The following is a 19,745-nucleotide window of genomic DNA, read 5'->3' on the forward strand; positions in this document are numbered from 1 at the left end:
CACCTTTCAAAGCGTTATCACCTTCTTATACCCCGTTTCAACTGCAATTATTACTGAAGTGTCACAAAAATCAATTTAAGATATTTCGACGGTTTAAAATGTGGATGTGTCTTGAAATCTTTAGGCAAGCCCATCACCTCATCAATTTGATAAGCAATCCCTTCATGATCTAACGTTTTTTTAACCATATTTTTAAACGCTTTTAATGAATAAGCACTGTGATTTGTACTTAAAATAAGACTACCCTTCGCATTTAATAGTGTTAAAGCCCCTTCAATCAATTGCGGGTAATTTTTAGTAACAGAAAAAGTTTTCTTTTTATTGCGGGCAAAGCTTGGTGGATCAATCACGATTGTATCAAATGTCAGACCATGTCTTTCTGCATATTTATAAAAATCAAATGTATCCATCACAAAAATATTTTGTGATTTCGGATCGATACCATTGAGTCCAAAATTTTCTTCAGTCATGGGGCGCGAACGATTTGCTAAGTCTACACTTGTTGTTTTTGCACCGCCTGTTGCAGAAATTACTGAAAACGCACCTGTATAACTAAATAGATTTAAAACTTTTCTATCTTCTGAATAATAGTCTCTTAATTTTTTTCTTGCTTCTTTTTGATCTAAAAATATACCTGTCATCGGGCCATCATCGAGGTGCACATTGTAAAACGTGAAATTTTCCTCAATCACAATTGGAAATTCTGGTTTTTCCCCTTCAACCCATCCGCCTTTAATAGATTGATGTTTAAATCTTGTTTTTTCAAAAATTGAACGAAACGGAAAGACCTGTTTGATAGCCTCGAGAATAGAATCACGAAATTGATAAATCCCTATCGAATACCATTGAATCAATAAGTGACCATCATAAGAATCAATAGTTAAACCACCTAATCCGTCACCTTCTCCATTGAATAAACGAAAAGCATTGGTTCCTTCAATTTGATAGTAGTATTGTCGTGTTTCTAGAGCTTGTTCAAATAACTGTTCAAAAAAAGCTTGATTAATTTCATCATCTTTTTGATATGATAATATCCAACCTAACCCTTTATGTTGTCGTCCAACGTATCCCACTCCGATAAAAGTATTTTTAGATGTTAATAATTGAAATAAATCTCCTTCTTCTAGTCGATCTTGGCGATAGATATCCTCTTCTTCTATCAAAGGGTATTGGTTAAGATATTTATCTTCTTTTCCTTTATTTAGTACTGCGGTTTTCATATAATCAGCCTTTCCCTTCTTATCATTACCACCATCTTAACACGAAAAATATAGGAGTAACATTGTTATCATAGTAGTCGTGTGGACTTTCCAAGATGAAGATGAAAATGTTTGCTTTGTTTTTGATTTAATATCACTAGGTCATATGATTTCTTTTTTTAAGTATTAATACTTTTTCCTCACACCGAAACACAGGCATATCATACGAAGTTTTATCATAAAAAGAAAGCGCTAAGACAATTTTCTAGCAAAATCATCTCAGCGCTATTGATTTTGGGATTGATGTCCCAGTCTCTTCAAGCTTGTATTCATTTATTGCGATTTTCTTGGTACAGGACCTGGTTGTCTCAATTGTAAGACGAAAGCAATAATCGTCGGAACTAACATTAAAATTAGAATTGGCGTGATGAAAATGGATAATAACAATCCGTGTACGACAATTACGATATACTCTGTAAATAATTTAAAAAATAAAATACTAATCATAAATAATTGTAAATAATAATATTTACCTCTTAACATTCGCGTTACAGACGTTAAAATAAATAAAATGGCAACAATTAAAAGAAGAAATAGACTAATCCACTCGTATACATATTGTGTTTGTGAAAGTTGCCAATCTCCAGATAAAAATAAGGCATTGCGGTTGTTAAATTCTAATAAAATAAAGAACAACAGAATCACACCACAAGCAATTGTTACGTAGCCTTTATTTAACCATTTTGGACGTTTTTTTAGAAACGTAGGGATATCATCTTCTTCCAATCTCGCCCATTTAAACCATTTTTCTACAATCGTTTCACGCTTAGCACGTAAGCGTTCGATATCAATACTTCTACGTGTACGATGCGAAATATCATGAGTAAATTCAACTGTACGATCTTGGAAGTCCTTGAAATGAATTTTAGAGGGGTTCGCAAATTGATACTTCTTACTTCTAGAATATGGATTTTCTTCACCTGTTATTTCTTCTTGCGATACAGGTAGTGAACGACGAAGAAATAAGAAATTCCATATTGCCATTTGTCCAATCAACCATAATAAGACGAAAAATGTATTGATGCTTAAAACATCAATCGGTGCTATTTGACGACTTTCAATTCTTGTATAAAGTGCCAATTGTGTAATGATATAACAAATGCCATAACTAAAAATAATCCATAAATAATGCTCTTTACGATGTAATGGATTCAGCTCATCTTTATAGGCAATATAACCAATATGAATTAAAAATGGAATGATGAAAACAAACGCAATCCATCCATACACTTGTGACATAAAAATGAGTGTTAATACGAAGAATATGATTCCGATGAGTAAAAATAAAATAGATATGTCGTAATCAAATCGTGTCGTATTCGTGAGTGTTCTACCTATGAAAAGCATTAAAATACCAAAAAGTAGAATGACAATGCCACTTGCTAGCGGGATATCACCAATATACTTACTCATCACACGAATAATTTCATTGAAAAAGGCCATAATGAAGTCCCATAAATTATCAATCTTAGAAATATGGTGCTTACCATCCTTTAACTCATGAATGAGTGGAATATTTATAAAAATAATCACACTTAATAAAATTGACAGTGCACCGATAATATAGCTATAAATGACCTCGGTGTATTTGTTAAACAAAGACATCCTCTCACCTCAAAGTTATTATATACGAACTATGAATACCTGTCTGTAAAATTAATCAAATTCAGTCTTTAGAATGAGAATTTTCAATACTTAAGTAGCATCAAAATTTTAACTTGATTTCCCCACAATTGCGTACAGCATGCATCAACGTATATACAATTAAAAACTTAAATAAAATACTTGATTGGTTTAGTATACCAAAAGATAGCCACTACCTTAACCATTTCACTCATGCTTAAAATGACAAACTAACCTTCGTATATCGATCAAATTTTAGCACCGCTTCATCAATACGACTCAAATGATTTGAAACGAAAAGCACTTTTTGATACATAAGTTTAAAATATCAAACCCCTTGCATGTCTCATCTCCCCCTCATCGCAGCCAAAACAGCATTGATATACATCCTTTAAAACCTTGTTTGAAACAATCATGTTTAGAGTTTTTCAATATGGGTTATGTATTATTATAGCTTTAAACGAAAGGGAGGCGTTTTAAATGTCTGAAAAAGATATTAAAAAAGCTGCTGAACAAGCAAAAGATAAAGAGCAAGAATTAAAAGATAAAAAAGAAGATGCTAAAGAAGGCGCTGAAAAAACAAAAGACGATATTCAAAAAACTTTTGAATAATGCGACCTTTTTATTTGAAAGCTGTGCATTTATAGAAGTTTAACAAGGGATAGGACGTTAACATGTTCTAATCCCTTCTTTTATATATAACATCTAATTAGGTATATCATTCAAAGCATAATATTGAAATTGTCGGCCACCTAGCCATTAAAAAGAATGTTGAAGAGTGTTGACTTTTGAATGGGCTAGGTGTACATTGACATTAACAATTAAATACGCACGCACTAGGGGTGTGAAAGCTGAGATGAGGATAAGCCTCGAACCCTTTGAACCTGAACTAGATGATACTAGCGTAGGAAAGTGTTTCATTTATAATGGATACGCCTTGTTTTAGGAGAAAAGCGTATGCTTCAATTAAGATGACTTGTATCCCATATAAATTATCACAGCATACGTCTGTCTCTAGTGTAAGAGATATGCGTATTTTTTTAATTTTGGGAGGTATACAAATGAAGAAAGGCTTAACATTATCAGATATTCTAGTCACTGTATTGGTTTCAGTCATTTTTGCAGTGATTTATAATTTATGGTGGATTGTGAATAATACAGTTCAACCTTTAGGGTTACATTTAGATCAACTTATGTATGGTATGTGGTTTAGTGCCGCTGTTGTCGCATATCTTATCATTCCAAAAATGGGGATTGCGCTTTTAGCTGAATTTGCTGCAGGTGCTGGGGAAACGATTCTCATGGGACGTTTTGATATTCCTACTATTATTTATGCGTTGCTACAAGGTCTTGCTTGTGAGATTGTATTTGCTATTTTCAGATATAAATCTCGTGCATTAATGGTAGCTGTACTTGCGGGGATGGCAGCAGCAATCATTAGTTTACCGATTGACTGGTATTATGGTTACTTAAATGAAGTTGCCACTTGGAATCTTATTTTACTCATTTCATTCCGTGTTATCAGTGGTGCAGTCTTAGCGGGTGTATTCCCTTATATTTTAGTCAAAGCCCTGGATCAGACTGGTGTCACTAAACTATTTCGACCTGCATCAAAAGATGATTACGATACATTGTAAGGTGGCTTTATTGTGCTAAAAATTAAAAATCTACGCTTAAAATATCCGAGCGCACCCTATAAAATTTTTGATGGTATCGATATTGAAATAAAAGATAAAGAAAAAGTACTTTTACTTGGTCCTTCAGGTTCAGGTAAAAGTACTTTACTCAATGTTTTAAGTGGTATCGTACCGAACTTAATTGATTTACCTATGAAATATGATGAATTAGAAATTGCTGAGCATTCAGGCGTTATTTTCCAAGATCCTGATTCACAATTTTGCATGCCACAAGTGAATGAGGAGCTTGCTTTCATTTTAGAAAATCAGCAAGTCCCCCGTCATGAAATGGATGCACAAATTCAATGGGCTTTAAAACAGGTGGGCCTTGATATTAATCCTAAACAATTGATCCATCATCTTAGCGGTGGGATGAAACAGAAGTTAGCCATTGCTGGCACTTTATTACAACGTGCAGATACTTTATTTTTAGATGAGCCCACAGCAATGCTTGATACAGAAGCTACTGAAAATTTATGGACCTTGTTGAAAACGCTATGGCAAGACCAAACGGTATTAATTGTTGAACATAAAGTGGCACATATTTGGGACTATGTTGATCGTGTCATTTTAATGAATCATCAAGGTGAAATCATTCAACAGGGTACGCCAAGCGATATTATGAAAAATTATGAATCTCTACTCACTGAATTTGGCGTATGGCACCCTAAAGCATGGTCGCATGCACCTGAACCGCAAAAAGCATCCTTTTCTGAGGAGACATCATTATTTGAATTGGCGTTTCATCAAGGGGCTGTCCAAAGAAATCGTCAAACTTTATATGAAGTAGAAGACTTGTCCATTCGTTCTGGAGAGTGGATAACTTTAACTGGGAAAAATGGAACAGGCAAAACGACGCTATTAGAATCAATCATGCAGTTGATTCGTTATAAAGGCAAGATGACTTTCAATGGCCAAAAACTCACTAAAATTAAAGATGCTGCGCAACACATGTATCTGGTTTATCAAAATCCGGAGCTACAATTTATTCAAAATAGTGTATACGATGAAATCTATATTAATTACCACCATATGGATTCTAAAAATGCCAAATCTCGTACGTCTGAGATGCTCGCACTTCTTGATTTAGAGCATGTCTCACAGCAACATCCTTTTGAACTCTCAATGGGACAGAAAAGACGTTTAAGCGTGGCAACAGCTTTAAGTACTGAAGCAGATATCATTCTCTTAGATGAGCCTACATTTGGTTTGGATAGTCACAATACATTTAAACTTATTGAATTGTTTCAAAAACGTGTCGCTCAAGGACAAACGATTTTAATGGTAACCCATGACCCACATATTATTCAACGTTATCCATCAAGACGTTTAGAAGTTAGAGACAATCAATTACATGAAGTCGAGGTGGTGAGTGAATGATAGAATCATGGAAAATACGCAATACGTTTATGGATCAAGTAAACATTGTAACGAAGTTATTTTTAGGCATCGCATTATTCTTTTTCATCATTTTTATTCATAATTTTGATTTTATGATTTACCTCGCCACAATTATGTTTATATTTATGTGGCTTGTTAGTGGAACTAAATGGAAAGTTGTTTTAACCTTTGCGCTTATTGCGACATTTTTTGCGCTGACCTCATCTCTTTTTATGATTTTTTATGGACATGGTAAGCACGTCTTATTTTCGTTTGGTTTCGTTAAAATAAGTACTGAAAGTTTAGTCAGAGGTCTTCACCTCTCTTTTCGAACAATGACAATCAGTTATTTTGGCTTGTCTATAGCATTCACTTCGCAAGTCATTATGATTTTTTATAGTTTTATGCAACATCTAAAAGTCAAACCTAAAGTTGCATATGCATTTATGGCTGCGTTTCGTATGATTCCTTTAATGATTGATGCTTTATTCCAATTAAGAAATTCATTAAAGATGCGCTACCAAATGATCGATAATCAAAATTATTCAGGCTTTAAACGATTGAAACATTTACTCATTCCTTTATTAAGTCAAAATATCCGAAAAGCACATCGCCTTTCGGTAGCAATGGAGAAAAAAGGCTTTAAAGATGGGCCCCGCACATATTACTATCATGTGCCGTTCACCTATAGAGATATCATTTTAATCATCGTTACATTAGGTATTGTAATGCTGTCTTTCATATTAGCAGGTACAATGCCATTAACTGGAATTACAGATGCGCGCTAACACGAGTCACGCATCTGTTGCGTTTTCATGATCTCGATGATATGAAAAGGCATCGTACAGATTTCCTTTTAATCCCGTTTATAATTCTATCTGCAAAGGAAATCGGCACGTCACTTTAATCATAAAAAACACTGTGATAAAGTGACGAACCATCGATGATGTAAGGCATATTCCCATACAATGCCTTACCTTTGGCAGAGTAGACGTATATTGACGAAAGTTTGTTATAAAGCTTACGCGCAATATCGTCTGCTTATGCCGCTTTTTTATATGAGTATTTTTTTGCGCTCTGTCGAATCGGATAGTTACGCAAAAAAGAGGTTAAGCCGCATAACATGGCTTAACCTCTTTTTTGGATGAGCTATAATATGAGACGCTATACTCAATCACACATAGATACCCTTTCTTCTAATATAAGAAAATACAACCTCCTCGATTGACGAACGACGTAATTGAGGAGGTTGTATTTCTGTTTCAATTTCTATCATTGAAGTGATGACGTTTCTTCATGTAAAGTTTATGAATTATGACAATGCTTTATTTGCAATATCATTTCGATAAAATAAGGCATCACTTTCTATTTGAGCTACACGTTGATACGCTTGCGCCTGAGCTGATTCAATTGTTGTGCCTTCACCGATTGCTAAAATCACACGGCCACCAGAAGTCACATATTGATTATTTTCATATTTTAATCCACTTACAAAATAATGGTCTAAATCATTTTCAAACCCTGCAACAGCTAAACCTTTATCATAGTCACCTGGGTACCCTTTTGAAGCAAGCATCACGCCGACTACAGCATTTTCTTTCCATTTCATTTCAATAGGTTGCTTTTCATCTAACGCAATGATATGTGCCATAAGGTCACTTTCTAAGCGTGTTAATAAAACTTGTGCTTCGGGATCACCAAAGCGTGCATTAAATTCTATGACTTTAGGACCTTCTTTCGTTAAAATCGCGCCAATATATAATAGACCAAAGAAGTCATAACCTTCTGACTGCATCGCTTTTGCAATAGGCTGAGCAATCTTTTCATTAGCTTCTTTTAAAACTTGGTCACTGATATGTGGAACTGGGCAATAAGCACCCATTCCGCCCGTATTAGGACCTTGATCTTGATCGAAAGCACGTTTATGATCTTGCGCAATCGTATCAAAAGGTACGGCATAGTCACCATTAACAAATGTCATGAGTGAAAACTCTTCACCTTCTAAAAACTGTTCAAAAACCACTTTGCTTTCTTTTTCAGGATATAAAATATCAATTGCTTCTTGCGCTTGCTCACGCGTTTCTGCAATAATTACGCCTTTACCAGCTGCTAAACCATCTTTTTTCAAGACCACTGGCAATTCACATGTTTCAATGTAAGCTAAAGCTTCCTCTTTATCATTAATTTCACGATAATCTGCTGTTGGGATATCATATTTTTCCATAAGACGCTTAGCAAAAGATTTTGATCCTTCGATTTGTGCAGCATCTTGATTAGGGCCAAATACTTTGATTTTTTCCGCTCTTAATAAGTCAGCTAATCCCCCAGTTAAAGGTTGCTCTGGTCCAATGATTACCCACTCTACTTGATGATCTTTTGCAAATTCAACAATACGATCGTGTTCCGTTTCAGCAATTTCTGAATGCACTTCGGCTACATGATTCATTGCAACATTTCCTGGAATTGCAAAAACTTTCGAAACGAGCTGAGATTGAATTAATTTGTGTGCAAGTGCGTGTTCACGACCGCCACCACCAACGACCAATACATGCATAGTATGCGTTCCTCCTTCATTAATGTTTGAAATGGCGCATGCCTGTAGTTACCATAGCGATACCATATTGATTCGCCATATCGATTGAATCTTGATCTTTAATAGAACCCCCTGGTTGTATAATGGCTTTAATACCTGCTTTTGCAGCAGTTTCAACTGTATCACTCATAGGGAAGAAACCATCTGACGCTAATACGACTTGATCGTTCATTTCGATTGCACGCTCAATAGCAATTTTAGCAGAACCGACACGGTTCATTTGTCCCGCGCCAATACCTACTGTTTGTTTGTCATTAGCTAATACAATCGCATTACTTTTCACTGACTTAACAACTTGCCAACCTAACAATAATGCGTTCCATTGCTCTTCTGTTGGTTTCGCTTCTGTCACAACGGTCATGTTTTCTCTTTTAACATCGAAGTGATCTTTATCTTGAACAAGATAGCCACCTGAAACAGAGACAAATTCAACTTCATCTTTTTCTTCAGACATTTCAATTTCAAGTAATCGAATGTTTTTCTTTTGTTGCAATACGTCTAGCGCCTCTTTTTCAAATTTTGGCGCAATCACAACTTCTAAGAAAATAGAATGTAAATCTTCAGCAAGCGCTTTTGTAACTGGACGGTTTAATGCAACGATACCACCAAAAATAGATTGACTGTCTGCTTCATATGCATGTTGATACGCTTGATGAATGTCTGAAGCAATACCTACACCACATGGATTCATATGCTTAACTGCAACTGCAGTCGGTAAATCGAATTTTTTAACAAGTGTTAATGCCGCATCAGCATCTTTAATATTGTTATAGCTCAATTGCTTACCATGCAGTTGTTTTGCACCTGCAATGGTATTCGGAGCTGATGATGTACGAACAAATGACGCAGACTGTTGCGGATTTTCACCATAACGTAAAGTTTCTTTATTGTCACTGAAAAATTCAACAATCGCTTGGTCATATTCAAATGTATGATTAAAAACTTTAATCATTAATGACTTTCTATAAGCTTCATCTAAAGTCCCATTTTGAATACGCTCAATCACTGTGTCATAATCAGTTGGATCCACAATCGTTGTAACATGTTTAAAGTTTTTCGCAGCAGCTCTTAACATTGTCGGCCCACCGATATCGATGTTTTCTATTGCGTCCATTTCTGTCACATCTGGATTTTTAACTGTCTCTTTAAATGGATATAAATTAACAACCACCATATCAATTAAATCAATATTTTGTTTTTTTAATTGTTCTAAATGCTCCGGTTTATCTCTATCAGCGAGAATACCGCCATGAACAGCTGGGTGAAGTGTTTTAACACGTCCATCCATTATTTCCTCAAACTGTGTTAATTCAGACACTGATGCCACTTTCACTCCTGCTTCATCAATTGCACGATATGTGCCACCTGTTGAATATAATGCATAACCTGCATCGACTAATGATTTGGCAAATTTAACAATACCTGTTTTATCAGAAACACTCAAAATTGCTTTTTTCATGGTTTAATTTAACTCCTTATTGAATAATCTTCTTTATAACGGCTGGATATAATTCATATTCTAATGCTTTAATACGTTGTTCTAATGTAGATATCGTATCATCCTTATAAATCGGGCATGTACGTTGTTCAATAATTTGTCCAGTGTCCATGCCTGCATCAACATAATGTACGGTTGAACCTGTTTTGTCATCACCACTATTTAATGCTTGTCCGACTGCGTTTTTACCTTTATATTTCGGTAATAATGAAGGATGAATATTAATCATACGACCTTCATATGCTGATAATAACGTTTCACCAATGAGTCGCATATAACCCGCTAAAACAATCCATTCTGCTTGTTCAGCTTTCAAATGCTTAAGCACATCCGCTTCATACGCTGCTTTATTTTCATACGTTTTAGGTACAAAAGCATGAACGGGTATTTCATGTTGTTGCGCCAGTGCGATACACGCGGCTTCTGGTTGATCTGTATATAGCGCTGTCACTTCTATATTTTGCAATTCACCTTCACGAATGCGTGTCATAATATTATCGAAATTCGTTCCTGAGCCTGAAGCAAAAATCGCAATTTTAATCACAATGCCGCCTCCGTTAAGCGAATGGCTTCATCTTCTTCAGTAATTGTACCTATTGTGTAAGATTGAACATCCGCTGCTTTTAAAATTTGATGCACTTTTGTTTCATCTTCAGGTCGAACAATAAGTGTAAAACCGATGCCCATATTAAAGATGTGATACATTTCATCACTATCAACTTGTGCTTCTTGTTGTAACCATTCAAATATTTTAGGTGTTGGGAAAGATTCTGTATTAACAACTGCTGTTTTACCTTGTGGAAGTGCTCTAGGAATATTTTCATAGAAGCCACCCCCTGTAATATGTGTCATCGCTTTAATTTGTACTTGTGATTTCACCTCAAGTACAGGTTTAACATATAGTGCAGTCGGTGTTAAAAATACATCTAAGTAGCTTTTCCCTGCTTCAAATTCATCTTCGACATTAATGCCAGATTGTGCAATTAAGCGACGTACTAAACTATAACCGTTAGAGTGAATACCATTGGATGCAAGCCCAATGATGACATCTCCTTTTTCAACTTTTGAACCATCGATATAATCTTCCTTTTCAACAGCACCTACGGCAAAACCAGCAACATCATATTCACCTTCGTGATACATTTCACCCATCTCAGCCGTTTCGCCACCGATTAATGCTGTATTTGTAGCAACACAACCATCACTAATTCCTTTGACAATTTGCTCGATGACTTCAGGTACGACCTTATTTGTAGCAATGTAATCTAAGAAGTATAATGGCTCTGCACCAGTCGTTAAAATGTCATTGACACACATGGCTACTGCATCAATACCGATGCTGTCATGTTGATTATAGTCAATCGCAAGTTTTAATTTTGTACCGACTCCATCTGTACCTGATACGAGCACAGGCGCTTTCATATTCAGTTGTGATAAATCAAAAGTTGCACCAAAGCCACCTAATCCGCCGAGTACTTCTTTACGCATTGTTCTTTCAACATGACTGGACATACGTTTGACCGCTTCATAACCTGCTTCAATGTCCACCCCAGCTTTTTTATACGATTCAGCCATTTATTACACTCCTCTTCTTTTCATTTCTTTCGCTTCTGGTAATTGATGATCTACAATTTCAATTGGATATTCACCTGTAAAGCAAGCGTTACATTCACCTTTAGAACCGTGCGCTCTGAACACTTCATGCATCCCATCTACAGATAGATACGTTAATGTATCTGCACCAATCATTTTTCGGATTTCTTCGACGCTATGTTGTGCTGCCATCAGTTCAGCATGTGTAGAAACGTCTATCCCGTAATAACATGGGTCTTGTAATGGGGGGGAAGAAATACCCATATGCACTTCTTTAGCTCCCGCTGATTTTAATGCTTTCACGATGTATTTACTTGTCGTTCCACGCACAATGGAGTCATCTATCACCACGACACGTTTCCCTTCAATCACATCACGAATCGGAGAATGTTTCATTCGGACTTGACGCTCTCTGACGGTTTGATCAGGTGTAATAAAAGTACGGCCAATGTATCGATTTTTTAATAATCCTTGTTCATTCGGAATTCCTGTGTATTCAGAAAAACCTTTTGCAGCTTGAAGAGAAGAATCAGGCACACCAATAACGATGTCTGCATCTACTCCCATTTCTTCAGCTAACTTTCGCCCTAAAGCTTTTCTGACATTGTAAATAGAATGATTTCGAAATTCTGAATCAGGACGTGCAAAATATACATATTCCATAGAACACATCTTATGATCTACATCAGGCGTATACATATCGTAGTCCACATCATCTTCATTTGAAAATGTGATTAATTCTCCAGGTTCAATATCACGAATATACTCCGCGCCAATTGCAGTAAAAGCACATGTTTCACTTGCTACACAATATGCCCCATCCACTTTACCAAGCATTAAAGGACGTACCCCACGATTATCTCGTGTTACTGTCAATTGCTGTTCATTTAAAATGACACAACTAAAGGCACCTTTCACTTGATTCAACGCAGCTTTTTGATTTGTCTTAATATTTTTCGATTTACCTTTAATAAGTAAGTGTGCTAAAACTTCTGAATCACTTGTTGTTTGGAATATGCCACCTTCAGACTCAATCGCTTTACGAATTTGACCCGCATTTGTCAAATTTCCATTATGCGCTAAGCCTAAGTCCCCTTTTGAATGTTTAAACAAAAAAGGTTGGACATTTGAAATTTCACTTGCGCCTGTTGTCGCATAACGTACATGACCGATAGCGTGCGCATAACCTTGAAGAGAGTTAAGTTGTTGTTCTGAAATCGCTTCGGGAAGTAATCCCATACCACGCGCCCCAAAAAGTTGCTCACCATTTGAACATACAATTCCAGCACCTTCTTGACCACGGTGTTGTAAACTGTGTAAAGCCATGTATGTTAAATGTGCCGCATGTGGATGATTCCAAATTCCAAAAACACCGCATTCTTCATTTAGTCCACGGATGTCATACATGCCTCAATAGCCCCTTCCCAGTTTCTTTTAAGTTCTGATGTACGACGTTCGATTACACTTTCTTTACCTTCTACTTTAAAGTCGTCAGTGTCAGTGAAAGAACCAATTGGCGTGGCATCTTCAATATCAATGCTTTGTCCTTTTTTAACAGCGACAATATAACGGCCTTGCGTCTCACTAAATAACTGTGCATTTGTTAAATCAAATTTTGCATCAATACCTAAGCTGTAATGTGCACTCATTTTGGCTAATGTAAGTAATAAACCGCCTTTACCGACTGTTTGTGTATGTGAAACTTTTCCACTGCGAATCTCCGAACGGATTGCTTCGCCTCTTTGAACCTCTTTAGATAAATCGATATGCGCTTCTTCATGATTAACACTGCCATGTAAAAGTTTCTCAATTTGGCTTCCTCCAAAGCTATCTGTCGTTTCACCTACAACATAAAGTGTATCGCCAACAGATGGTTGATATGATTTTAAATAATCGATATCTTCTATTAATCCCACCATACCTACAACAGGTGTTGGGAAAATTGAGGACGTACGCGTTTCGTTATAAAGTGATACGTTACCAGATACAACAGGTGTCGCTAATGCTTCACATGCTTCAGCCATTCCTCTTGTAGAATCAATAAGCTGTTGATAAATATGTTTTTTCTCAGGAGAACCATAATTTAAACAGTCTGTCATCGCAAGCGGTTTTGCCCCAACTGCAATTAAGTTACGGTATGCTTCTGCAACGACCATTTTTCCACCTTCATACGCATTATTAAATACGTAACGCGCTTCACCATCGATTGTTGATGCAACAGCTTTATTTGTACCTTCCACACGTACAACAGAAGCTTGTAATCCAGGCTTCACAATGGTATTCGCACCTACTTGTTGGTCGTATTGATCATACAAGTAATGTTTTGATGCAAGTGTAGGATGCGTCAGTAATTGATCGAATACATTTTCAACATCTATATTGTCGTAATTGTTTGCCGGCGCTTCATGTTGAAGTTTTTCTCCCTCTAATACATAAACTGGCGCCTCGTCAGCAAGCGGTTCAACAGGGATATCTGCATAAACTTCACCTTCATATGTGAGGACAAAGCGATTGGTATCTGTTACTTCACCGATGACTGCACTATCTAACTCGTGATAATCAAATAAATCTAAGAACTTTTGTTCAGTCCCTTTCTCAACAACGAGTAACATACGCTCTTGTGTTTCTGAAAGCATCATTTCATATGGTGAAATTCCTTTTTCTCGTACAGGGACTTTATCCAGTTCTAAATGAATACCGCTACCCCCTTTTGCAGCCATTTCAGAAGATGAAGATGTCAGACCTGCAGCACCCATATCTTGAATTCCTACTAGCTCTTCAAATGTGATTGCTTCTAAAGTCGCTTCCATTAACTTCTTACCGACAAATGGGTCACCGATTTGAACAGAAGGACGTTTACTTTCACTTTCTTCTGTTAACTCTTCTGATGCAAAAGTAGCACCATGAATCCCATCACGACCTGTTTTTAAGCCCACATAAATGACAGAGTTGCCTACACCTTTCGCAGTTCCTTTTTGAATCATGTCATGATCAATGACACCGACACACATCGCATTGACAAGTGGATTACCGTCATAGCGTTCGTCAAATTCAATCTCACCTGCAGTTGTAGGGATTCCAATACAGTTACCATAGCCACCTATGCCTGCAACTACACCACTTAATAATCGGCGGTTCGTTTTTTCAGTCAATTCACCAAAGCGTAAACTATTCAATAAATTAATTGGACGTGCACCGATAGATACGATATCACGAATAATGCCACCAACCCCTGTTGCTGCGCCTTGATACGGTTCAATTGCTGATGGGTGGTTGTGTGATTCAACTTTGAAGACGACCGCTTGATTATCACCGATATCCACAACACCAGCGCCCTCACCAGGTCCCATTAATACATGTTCACCTGTAGTTGGGAATTGTTTTAAAAATGGTTTAGAGTGTTTGTAAGAACAGTGTTCACTCCACATTACTGAAAAAATACCTGTTTCAGTAAAATTAGGTGTACGTCCTAAAATTTCAGTTACTTTTTCGAACTCTGTATCACTTAACCCCATATCACGATACAATTTTTCTGATTTAACTTCTTCTGCAGACGGCTCTAAAAATTTAGGCATTTTGTTCCCTCCAACTATTTACCATAGATTCAAATAATTTCACACCACTATCAGTACCAAGAATCGCTTCTAATGCACGCTCTGGGTGAGGCATCATGCCACAAACATTTCCTGCTTTATTCACAATTCCTGCAATATCATCATGTGAACCATTTGGATTGTCCACATATTTCAAAATAATTTGGTTATTTTCTACTAAGTCTTGATAAATTTCTTCCGTACAATAATAATGACCTTCACCGTGTGCAACTGGGTAAACCACTTCTTCACCCTCGGCATAGTTATTTGTATACGGTGTTTGATTATTTACAATTCTCAAACGTTCGTTGCGACTTACAAATAAGTGTGAGTCATTATGCAACAATGCACCAGGAAGCAGTCCAATTTCTGTTAAAATTTGAAAACCGTTACAAACACCAAGGACTGGTTTCCCTTCTTCTGCAAGTCTTTTAACTTCTTTAATAACGGGCGTAACACTCGCTACAGCACCTGAGCGCAAATAGTCACCAAATGAAAAACCACCAGGAATCAAAACACCATCGTAGCCATTCAATGACGTTTCACGATAATCCACGTAATCAGCTTCTACACCTGATTTAATCGCTGCATTATACATATCACGGTCACAGTTAGACCCCGGGAATCTTAGGACAGCAAACTTCATTTTATGCATTCTCCTTTTCATCCAATACTTTGTAGCTATATTCTTCTATCACTGTATTCGCAAATAACTTTTCGCTTAATGTTGTAATAACATTATGAACTGCTTCATCCGTTGCTTCATCAATTGTCATATAAAGTACTTTTCCTACACGAATATCATTAACTTGTGGATATCCTAAATCGTGTACTGCGCGGTTTAACGCTTGTCCTTGCGTATCTAAAACTTGGGGTTGTAAAGTGATGTGTAATTCGATTGTTTTCATGATTAAAGTGCCTCCAATTTATTTAAGAAAGTTTGATAAGTATCGATTAAAGAACCTGTATCTTCTCTATATACATCTTTGTCAAAATTTTCGTGTGTCGTTTTATCCCAAATACGACATGTATCAGGGGAAATTTCATCTGCGAGCACAAGATTCCCTGATGAGTCGCGCCCAAATTCAATCTTAAAATCGACGAGATCAAGTCCCATTTCATCCATTAATTTCACAAGTGCTTGATTTACTTTGAGTGCTTCCCTTTTAAGTGCAGCAATCGTTTCGTCATCTGCAATATGAAGGAGTTTAACATGATCATCTGTAATCAATGGGTCGTTAAGGTCATCATTTTTATAGAAAAACTCAACGAAAGGATAATCAAAACGATGACCTTTTTCAAAACCAAGACGTTTTGTAATAGAACCTGCAGCAATGTTTCTGACTACAACTTCTAGCGGGATGATTTTAACCGCTTTTACCAATTGCTCCGTTTCAGATAATTGGCGAATGAAGTGACTTTCAACGCCCTCTTTTTTAATATATTCAAAAATCTTACTTGTAATTTGGTTGTTTAAACGCCCTTTCCCAACCATTGCATCTTTTTTAGCACCATTTCCTGCTGTCACTTCATCTTTATATTCGATACGTAATTCATTAGGTTGCTCCGTTTCGAATACACGTTTGGCTTTACCTTCATATAGTAGACTCATTTGATTTCGTCTCTCCCTTCAAATTGTTTCAACATTGCTTTTTCAGTTTTTTCAATGTTGTCTGTCAAAACGGTCATATGCCCCATCTTACGTTCAGGTTTTCGCACTGTTTTACCATAAATGTGCACATGCCACTCTGGATGCTGGCTGAATTGATCTTCTAATAAGTCTAAATCTTTTCCTAGTAAGTTCATCATTACTGCAGGTTTCAATAACTCGATTTGAGATGGCAATTGTTGCCCTGTCACAGCTAAGATATGTGTATCAAATTGAGAAAAATCACATGCTTCAATCGAATAATGTCCTGAATTGTGAGGACGTGGCGCAATCTCATTGACGTATAGTTCATTTTGTTGATCAATAAAAAATTCAACTGTAAATGTACCTACGAAATGTACTGCTTCTGTAATTTTCGAAACTTCTTGACGTGCCTCTTCCTCTTTGCTTGAACGCGCAGGTACAATTGTTTTAAACAATACTTGATGACGATGTTCATTTTCTTGAAGCGGAAAATAAACTTTTTGCCCATGTTTCCCTATCGTTACAGTTAATGAAACTTCGAGTGCTAAATCCAAAAATTGTTCTGCGACACATTCTTGATTTTCAATTAAAGCGAATGCTTCCTCGAGTTGCGCTTCTGATTGTACAAGGATTTGACCTTTACCGTCATAACCACCAAAACGTGTTTTAAGCATAAAAGGATATCCTAATGTTCGTATTGCTACATTTAAATCTTGTGCTGATGTGACTTGAACAAAAGGAACGACCTTTGCGCCTGCATTTTGTAAAGTTTGTTTTTCTGTTAAACGATCTTGAAGAAGTTGAATGGCTTGATAACCTTGAGGAACGTTGTAATTTTCTACAAGTTTTTGAAGTTGTTTGCCCGCAATATTTTCAAACTCGTAAGTGATAACGTCTGATTTTTCTCCTAATTGTGTTAATGCTGACATATCATCATAGGCAGCATGTATAAATTCATGTGCAACATATCGGCAAGGACAATTTTTATCTGGATCCAACACGACCACACGATACCCCATTTTTTGTGCAGATTGTGCCATCATCTTTCCAAGTTGTCCGCCACCAATAATGCCAACTGTTTGCCCAAAATGTAACTTATCGAAGGTCATTTTGCATCACCTCTACTTTTTCTACAAGCGATGCTTCGTAAGCGTTTAAACGCGCTTGAACTTGTTCGTCTGTCATACCAATCATTCGTGCAGCCAAAATCCCTGCATTTTTCGCACCTGTTTTGCCAATTGCCGTTGTAGCTACAGGTATTCCTCCAGGCATCTGAACGATAGAAAGTAATGAATCTAAGCCTTTTAAACTTTTTGATTCGATAGGCACGCCAATGACGGGCAATGTCGTCATGGAAGCGACCATACCCGGTAAATGTGCAGCACCGCCTGCACCTGCAATAATGACTGAATATCCATTTTGTCTTGCTTGACTTGCAAATTCGACCATCATATGTGGTGTGCGATGTGCTGAAACGACTTTTTTATCATATGAAATTTCAAAATCATCTAACATGACACATGCTTCTTTCATTATTTCCCAGTCAGAAGAACTCCCCATTATGACTGCTACCTTCACTATGAACACCCTTTCAAAGATTTGAAATATTAATCTTAATAGTTGTATATTACAGGTATAGCATAACAAGCTCACATGCTTTTTTCAACGTAAAAATCGAACTTTAATACTTTTTTAAAATCTATATTTCGTATTTTGTTCGATTATTGGTATAATTACATTGAAATCATTCGTTATTGTTCGAATTATTATGAGGAGGCTATTTTTATGAGTGCAAAAATTTTAGATGGGAAACAAATCGCGAAAGATTATAGACAAGGTTTGCAAGATGAAGTAGAAAAATTAAAGGCGCAAGGGTATACGCCTAAGCTTTCTGTTATTTTAGTTGGAAATGACGGCGCAAGCCAAAGCTATGTCCGTTCAAAAAAGAAGGCAGCTGAAAAAATCGGCATGATTTCTGAAGTCATTCATTTAAATGAAGATACTTCTGAAGCGGATGTGTTGAAAGAGTTAGAACGTTTAAATCAAGACGACAGCGTAAGTGGGATTTTAGTGCAAGTTCCGCTACCGAAACAAGTGGATGAACAAAAAGTATTAGATGCCATTGACCCAGCCAAAGATGTTGATGGTTTCCACCCTATCAACATTGGTCGTTTATATTTAGATGAAGCAAAATTAATCCCATGTACACCACTTGGCGTGATGGAATTATTGAAACATGCGGACATTGATTTAGAAGGTAAAAACGCAGTAGTTATCGGCCGTAGTCATATTGTGGGTCAACCTGTGGCAAAATTATTAATCCAACAAAATGCAACTGTCACTGTTTTACATTCACGTAGTCAAAATATTAGTGAACATTTAAAACAAGCTGATGTCATTGTGAGCGCAGTTGGACGTCCTGGTATGGTGACACGTGATGACGTTAAAGCTGGTGCTGTAGTGATTGATGTCGGAAATACACCAGATGAAAACGGCAAGCTTAAAGGCGATGTAGAGTATGACGAAGTAAAAGAAATTGCAGGTGCAATCACACCTGTTCCTGGTGGTGTAGGGCCTATGACAATCACAATGGTTTTAAATAATACTTTAATTGCTGAAAAAATGCGTCGTGGTTTAGAATAAACTATCATAATTGATGAATTCTAAAGATTTGTCTGTTAGCGGTATATTTTTTCTTATTTAATAAGCTTGGACAAATCAAGTATTGATATATATATAAAGAGGTTGGGCACGTTGCTCAACCTCTTTTTCTTGTATGCTAAAATACATATTATATTTTGTTATAATAATCCAATTCATTTTATAGTTGATTAAATACCAGTTATTTACTATAGAAATATAGTCTATTAAAAGTGTCAATCATTCAAATATCAAAT

At 36.5% G+C, this 19,745-nt stretch carries 18 protein-coding genes and 1 riboswitch; of the genes, 5 read left to right on the forward strand and 13 right to left on the reverse strand.

The window, feature by feature from the left end; all coding sequences use genetic code 11:
• Window positions 1-50 precede the first annotated feature (50 nt).
• Together C1H58_RS06305 and auxA are read right to left on the reverse strand one after the other, a co-directional pair.
• Window positions 51-1,220, reverse strand: coding sequence for a class I SAM-dependent rRNA methyltransferase (locus C1H58_RS06305; protein ID WP_165545678.1), 1,170 nt, complete (start codon window positions 1,218-1,220; stop codon window positions 51-53).
• A 312-nt stretch (window positions 1,221-1,532) separates the two neighbouring features.
• Complete coding sequence (gene auxA / locus C1H58_RS06310; protein ID WP_165545679.1) at window positions 1,533-2,864, reverse strand: lipoteichoic acid stability factor AuxA; 1,332 nt, start codon at window positions 2,862-2,864, stop codon at window positions 1,533-1,535.
• Between the two features lie 498 nt (window positions 2,865-3,362).
• Here auxA and graF point away from each other — a divergent pair, with 498 nt between their 5' ends.
• The 4 genes from graF (at window position 3,363) to C1H58_RS06325 (ending at window position 6,726) form a co-directional block, all read left to right on the forward strand.
• The gene (graF, locus tag C1H58_RS12210) at window positions 3,363-3,494 is read left to right on the forward strand and encodes a glycopeptide resistance-associated protein GraF (protein ID WP_016424745.1); all 132 of its coding nucleotides are present in this window, start codon (window positions 3,363-3,365) and stop codon (window positions 3,492-3,494) included.
• A 216-nt stretch (window positions 3,495-3,710) separates the two neighbouring features.
• A riboswitch (TPP riboswitch) is annotated at window positions 3,711-3,810 on the forward strand.
• A gap of 133 nt (window positions 3,811-3,943) precedes the next feature.
• Complete coding sequence (locus C1H58_RS06315; protein ID WP_016424744.1) at window positions 3,944-4,519, forward strand: ECF transporter S component; 576 nt, start codon at window positions 3,944-3,946, stop codon at window positions 4,517-4,519.
• Between the two features lie 12 nt (window positions 4,520-4,531).
• The gene (locus C1H58_RS06320; RefSeq protein WP_165545680.1) at window positions 4,532-5,938 is read left to right on the forward strand and encodes an ABC transporter ATP-binding protein; all 1,407 of its coding nucleotides are present in this window, start codon (window positions 4,532-4,534) and stop codon (window positions 5,936-5,938) included.
• Window positions 5,935-6,726, forward strand: a complete 792-nt coding sequence (locus C1H58_RS06325; RefSeq protein WP_165545681.1) for an energy-coupling factor transporter transmembrane component T family protein — start codon at window positions 5,935-5,937, stop codon at window positions 6,724-6,726. Before C1H58_RS06320 ends, C1H58_RS06325 begins: the two co-directional genes overlap by 4 nt.
• 524 nt (window positions 6,727-7,250) lie before the next feature.
• On the opposite strand, the gene purD is transcribed toward C1H58_RS06325, so the two are convergent.
• The 11 genes from purD to purE are packed head-to-tail and all read right to left on the reverse strand — an operon-like array spanning window position 7,251 to window position 18,426.
• Window positions 7,251-8,492: a phosphoribosylamine--glycine ligase gene (gene purD / locus C1H58_RS06330; RefSeq protein WP_165545682.1), complete on the reverse strand. Its 1,242-nt coding sequence runs from the start codon at window positions 8,490-8,492 to the stop codon at window positions 7,251-7,253.
• Window positions 8,493-8,511: 19 nt separating this feature from the next.
• A complete protein-coding gene (gene purH, locus C1H58_RS06335) occupies window positions 8,512-9,990 on the reverse strand; it encodes a bifunctional phosphoribosylaminoimidazolecarboxamide formyltransferase/IMP cyclohydrolase (RefSeq protein ID WP_165545683.1) in 1,479 nt (492 codons plus the stop codon).
• 16 nt (window positions 9,991-10,006) lie between these two features.
• On the reverse strand, window positions 10,007-10,573 hold the full coding sequence (purN, locus tag C1H58_RS06340) for a phosphoribosylglycinamide formyltransferase (protein WP_103356434.1): 567 nt from the start codon (window positions 10,571-10,573) through the stop codon (window positions 10,007-10,009).
• Window positions 10,570-11,604: a phosphoribosylformylglycinamidine cyclo-ligase gene (purM, locus tag C1H58_RS06345; RefSeq protein ID WP_050345828.1), complete on the reverse strand. Its 1,035-nt coding sequence runs from the start codon at window positions 11,602-11,604 to the stop codon at window positions 10,570-10,572. The genes purN and purM overlap by 4 nt, the downstream gene beginning before the upstream one ends.
• Window positions 11,605-11,607: 3 nt before the next feature.
• On the reverse strand, window positions 11,608-13,029 hold the full coding sequence (gene purF / locus C1H58_RS06350) for an amidophosphoribosyltransferase (protein ID WP_060830109.1): 1,422 nt from the start codon (window positions 13,027-13,029) through the stop codon (window positions 11,608-11,610).
• Window positions 13,008-15,197 carry a phosphoribosylformylglycinamidine synthase subunit PurL gene (purL, locus tag C1H58_RS06355; RefSeq protein ID WP_165545684.1) on the reverse strand — a complete coding sequence of 730 codons (2,190 nt, stop codon included), beginning with the start codon at window positions 15,195-15,197 and terminating at the stop codon, window positions 13,008-13,010. The genes purF and purL overlap by 22 nt, the downstream gene beginning before the upstream one ends.
• Window positions 15,190-15,861, reverse strand: a complete 672-nt coding sequence (gene purQ, locus C1H58_RS06360) for a phosphoribosylformylglycinamidine synthase I (protein WP_165545685.1) — start codon at window positions 15,859-15,861, stop codon at window positions 15,190-15,192. Before purQ ends, purL begins: the two co-directional genes overlap by 8 nt.
• A gap of 1 nt (window position 15,862) precedes the next feature.
• The gene (purS, locus tag C1H58_RS06365) at window positions 15,863-16,123 is read right to left on the reverse strand and encodes a phosphoribosylformylglycinamidine synthase subunit PurS (RefSeq protein WP_016424734.1); all 261 of its coding nucleotides are present in this window, start codon (window positions 16,121-16,123) and stop codon (window positions 15,863-15,865) included.
• A gap of 2 nt (window positions 16,124-16,125) precedes the next feature.
• Window positions 16,126-16,827 carry a phosphoribosylaminoimidazolesuccinocarboxamide synthase gene (purC, locus tag C1H58_RS06370; protein ID WP_165545686.1) on the reverse strand — a complete coding sequence of 234 codons (702 nt, stop codon included), beginning with the start codon at window positions 16,825-16,827 and terminating at the stop codon, window positions 16,126-16,128.
• Window positions 16,824-17,957, reverse strand: a complete 1,134-nt coding sequence (purK, locus tag C1H58_RS06375) for a 5-(carboxyamino)imidazole ribonucleotide synthase (protein ID WP_060830112.1) — start codon at window positions 17,955-17,957, stop codon at window positions 16,824-16,826. Before purK ends, purC begins: the two co-directional genes overlap by 4 nt.
• Window positions 17,944-18,426, reverse strand: a complete 483-nt coding sequence (gene purE / locus C1H58_RS06380; RefSeq protein ID WP_165545687.1) for a 5-(carboxyamino)imidazole ribonucleotide mutase — start codon at window positions 18,424-18,426, stop codon at window positions 17,944-17,946. The genes purK and purE overlap by 14 nt, the downstream gene beginning before the upstream one ends.
• A gap of 207 nt (window positions 18,427-18,633) precedes the next feature.
• On the opposite strand from purE, the gene folD reads away from it, so the two are divergent.
• Window positions 18,634-19,491: a bifunctional methylenetetrahydrofolate dehydrogenase/methenyltetrahydrofolate cyclohydrolase FolD gene (gene folD, locus C1H58_RS06385; RefSeq protein WP_060830113.1), complete on the forward strand. Its 858-nt coding sequence runs from the start codon at window positions 18,634-18,636 to the stop codon at window positions 19,489-19,491.
• Window positions 19,492-19,745: the final 254 nt, after the last annotated feature.

The sequence above is a fragment of the Staphylococcus sp. 191 genome (assembly GCF_011174885.1).
In the GTDB taxonomy this organism is placed as follows: Bacteria; Bacillota; Bacilli; order Staphylococcales; family Staphylococcaceae; genus Staphylococcus; species Staphylococcus coagulans.

Excerpts from the sequence above, each read along its gene's own strand:
- C1H58_RS06305 (WP_165545678.1), bottom strand. The coding sequence starts at position 1,220 with ATGAAAACCGCAGTACTAAATAAAGGAAAAGAAGATAAATATCTTAAC.
- auxA (WP_165545679.1), bottom strand. The coding sequence starts at position 2,864 with ATGTCTTTGTTTAACAAATACACCGAGGTCATTTATAGCTATATTATC.
- graF (WP_016424745.1), top strand. The coding sequence starts at position 3,363 with ATGTCTGAAAAAGATATTAAAAAAGCTGCTGAACAAGCAAAAGATAAA.
- C1H58_RS06315 (WP_016424744.1), top strand. The coding sequence starts at position 3,944 with ATGAAGAAAGGCTTAACATTATCAGATATTCTAGTCACTGTATTGGTT.
- C1H58_RS06325 (WP_165545681.1), top strand. The coding sequence starts at position 5,935 with ATGATAGAATCATGGAAAATACGCAATACGTTTATGGATCAAGTAAAC.
- purD (WP_165545682.1), bottom strand. The coding sequence starts at position 8,492 with ATGCATGTATTGGTCGTTGGTGGTGGCGGTCGTGAACACGCACTTGCA.
- purH (WP_165545683.1), bottom strand. The coding sequence starts at position 9,990 with ATGAAAAAAGCAATTTTGAGTGTTTCTGATAAAACAGGTATTGTTAAA.
- purM (WP_050345828.1), bottom strand. The coding sequence starts at position 11,604 with ATGGCTGAATCGTATAAAAAAGCTGGGGTGGACATTGAAGCAGGTTAT.
- purF (WP_060830109.1), bottom strand. The coding sequence starts at position 13,029 with ATGTATGACATCCGTGGACTAAATGAAGAATGCGGTGTTTTTGGAATT.
- purL (WP_165545684.1), bottom strand. The coding sequence starts at position 15,197 with ATGCCTAAATTTTTAGAGCCGTCTGCAGAAGAAGTTAAATCAGAAAAA.
- purQ (WP_165545685.1), bottom strand. The coding sequence starts at position 15,861 with ATGAAGTTTGCTGTCCTAAGATTCCCGGGGTCTAACTGTGACCGTGAT.
- purS (WP_016424734.1), bottom strand. The coding sequence starts at position 16,123 with ATGAAAACAATCGAATTACACATCACTTTACAACCCCAAGTTTTAGAT.
- purC (WP_165545686.1), bottom strand. The coding sequence starts at position 16,827 with ATGAGTCTACTATATGAAGGTAAAGCCAAACGTGTATTCGAAACGGAG.
- purK (WP_060830112.1), bottom strand. The coding sequence starts at position 17,957 with ATGACCTTCGATAAGTTACATTTTGGGCAAACAGTTGGCATTATTGGT.
- folD (WP_060830113.1), top strand. The coding sequence starts at position 18,634 with ATGAGTGCAAAAATTTTAGATGGGAAACAAATCGCGAAAGATTATAGA.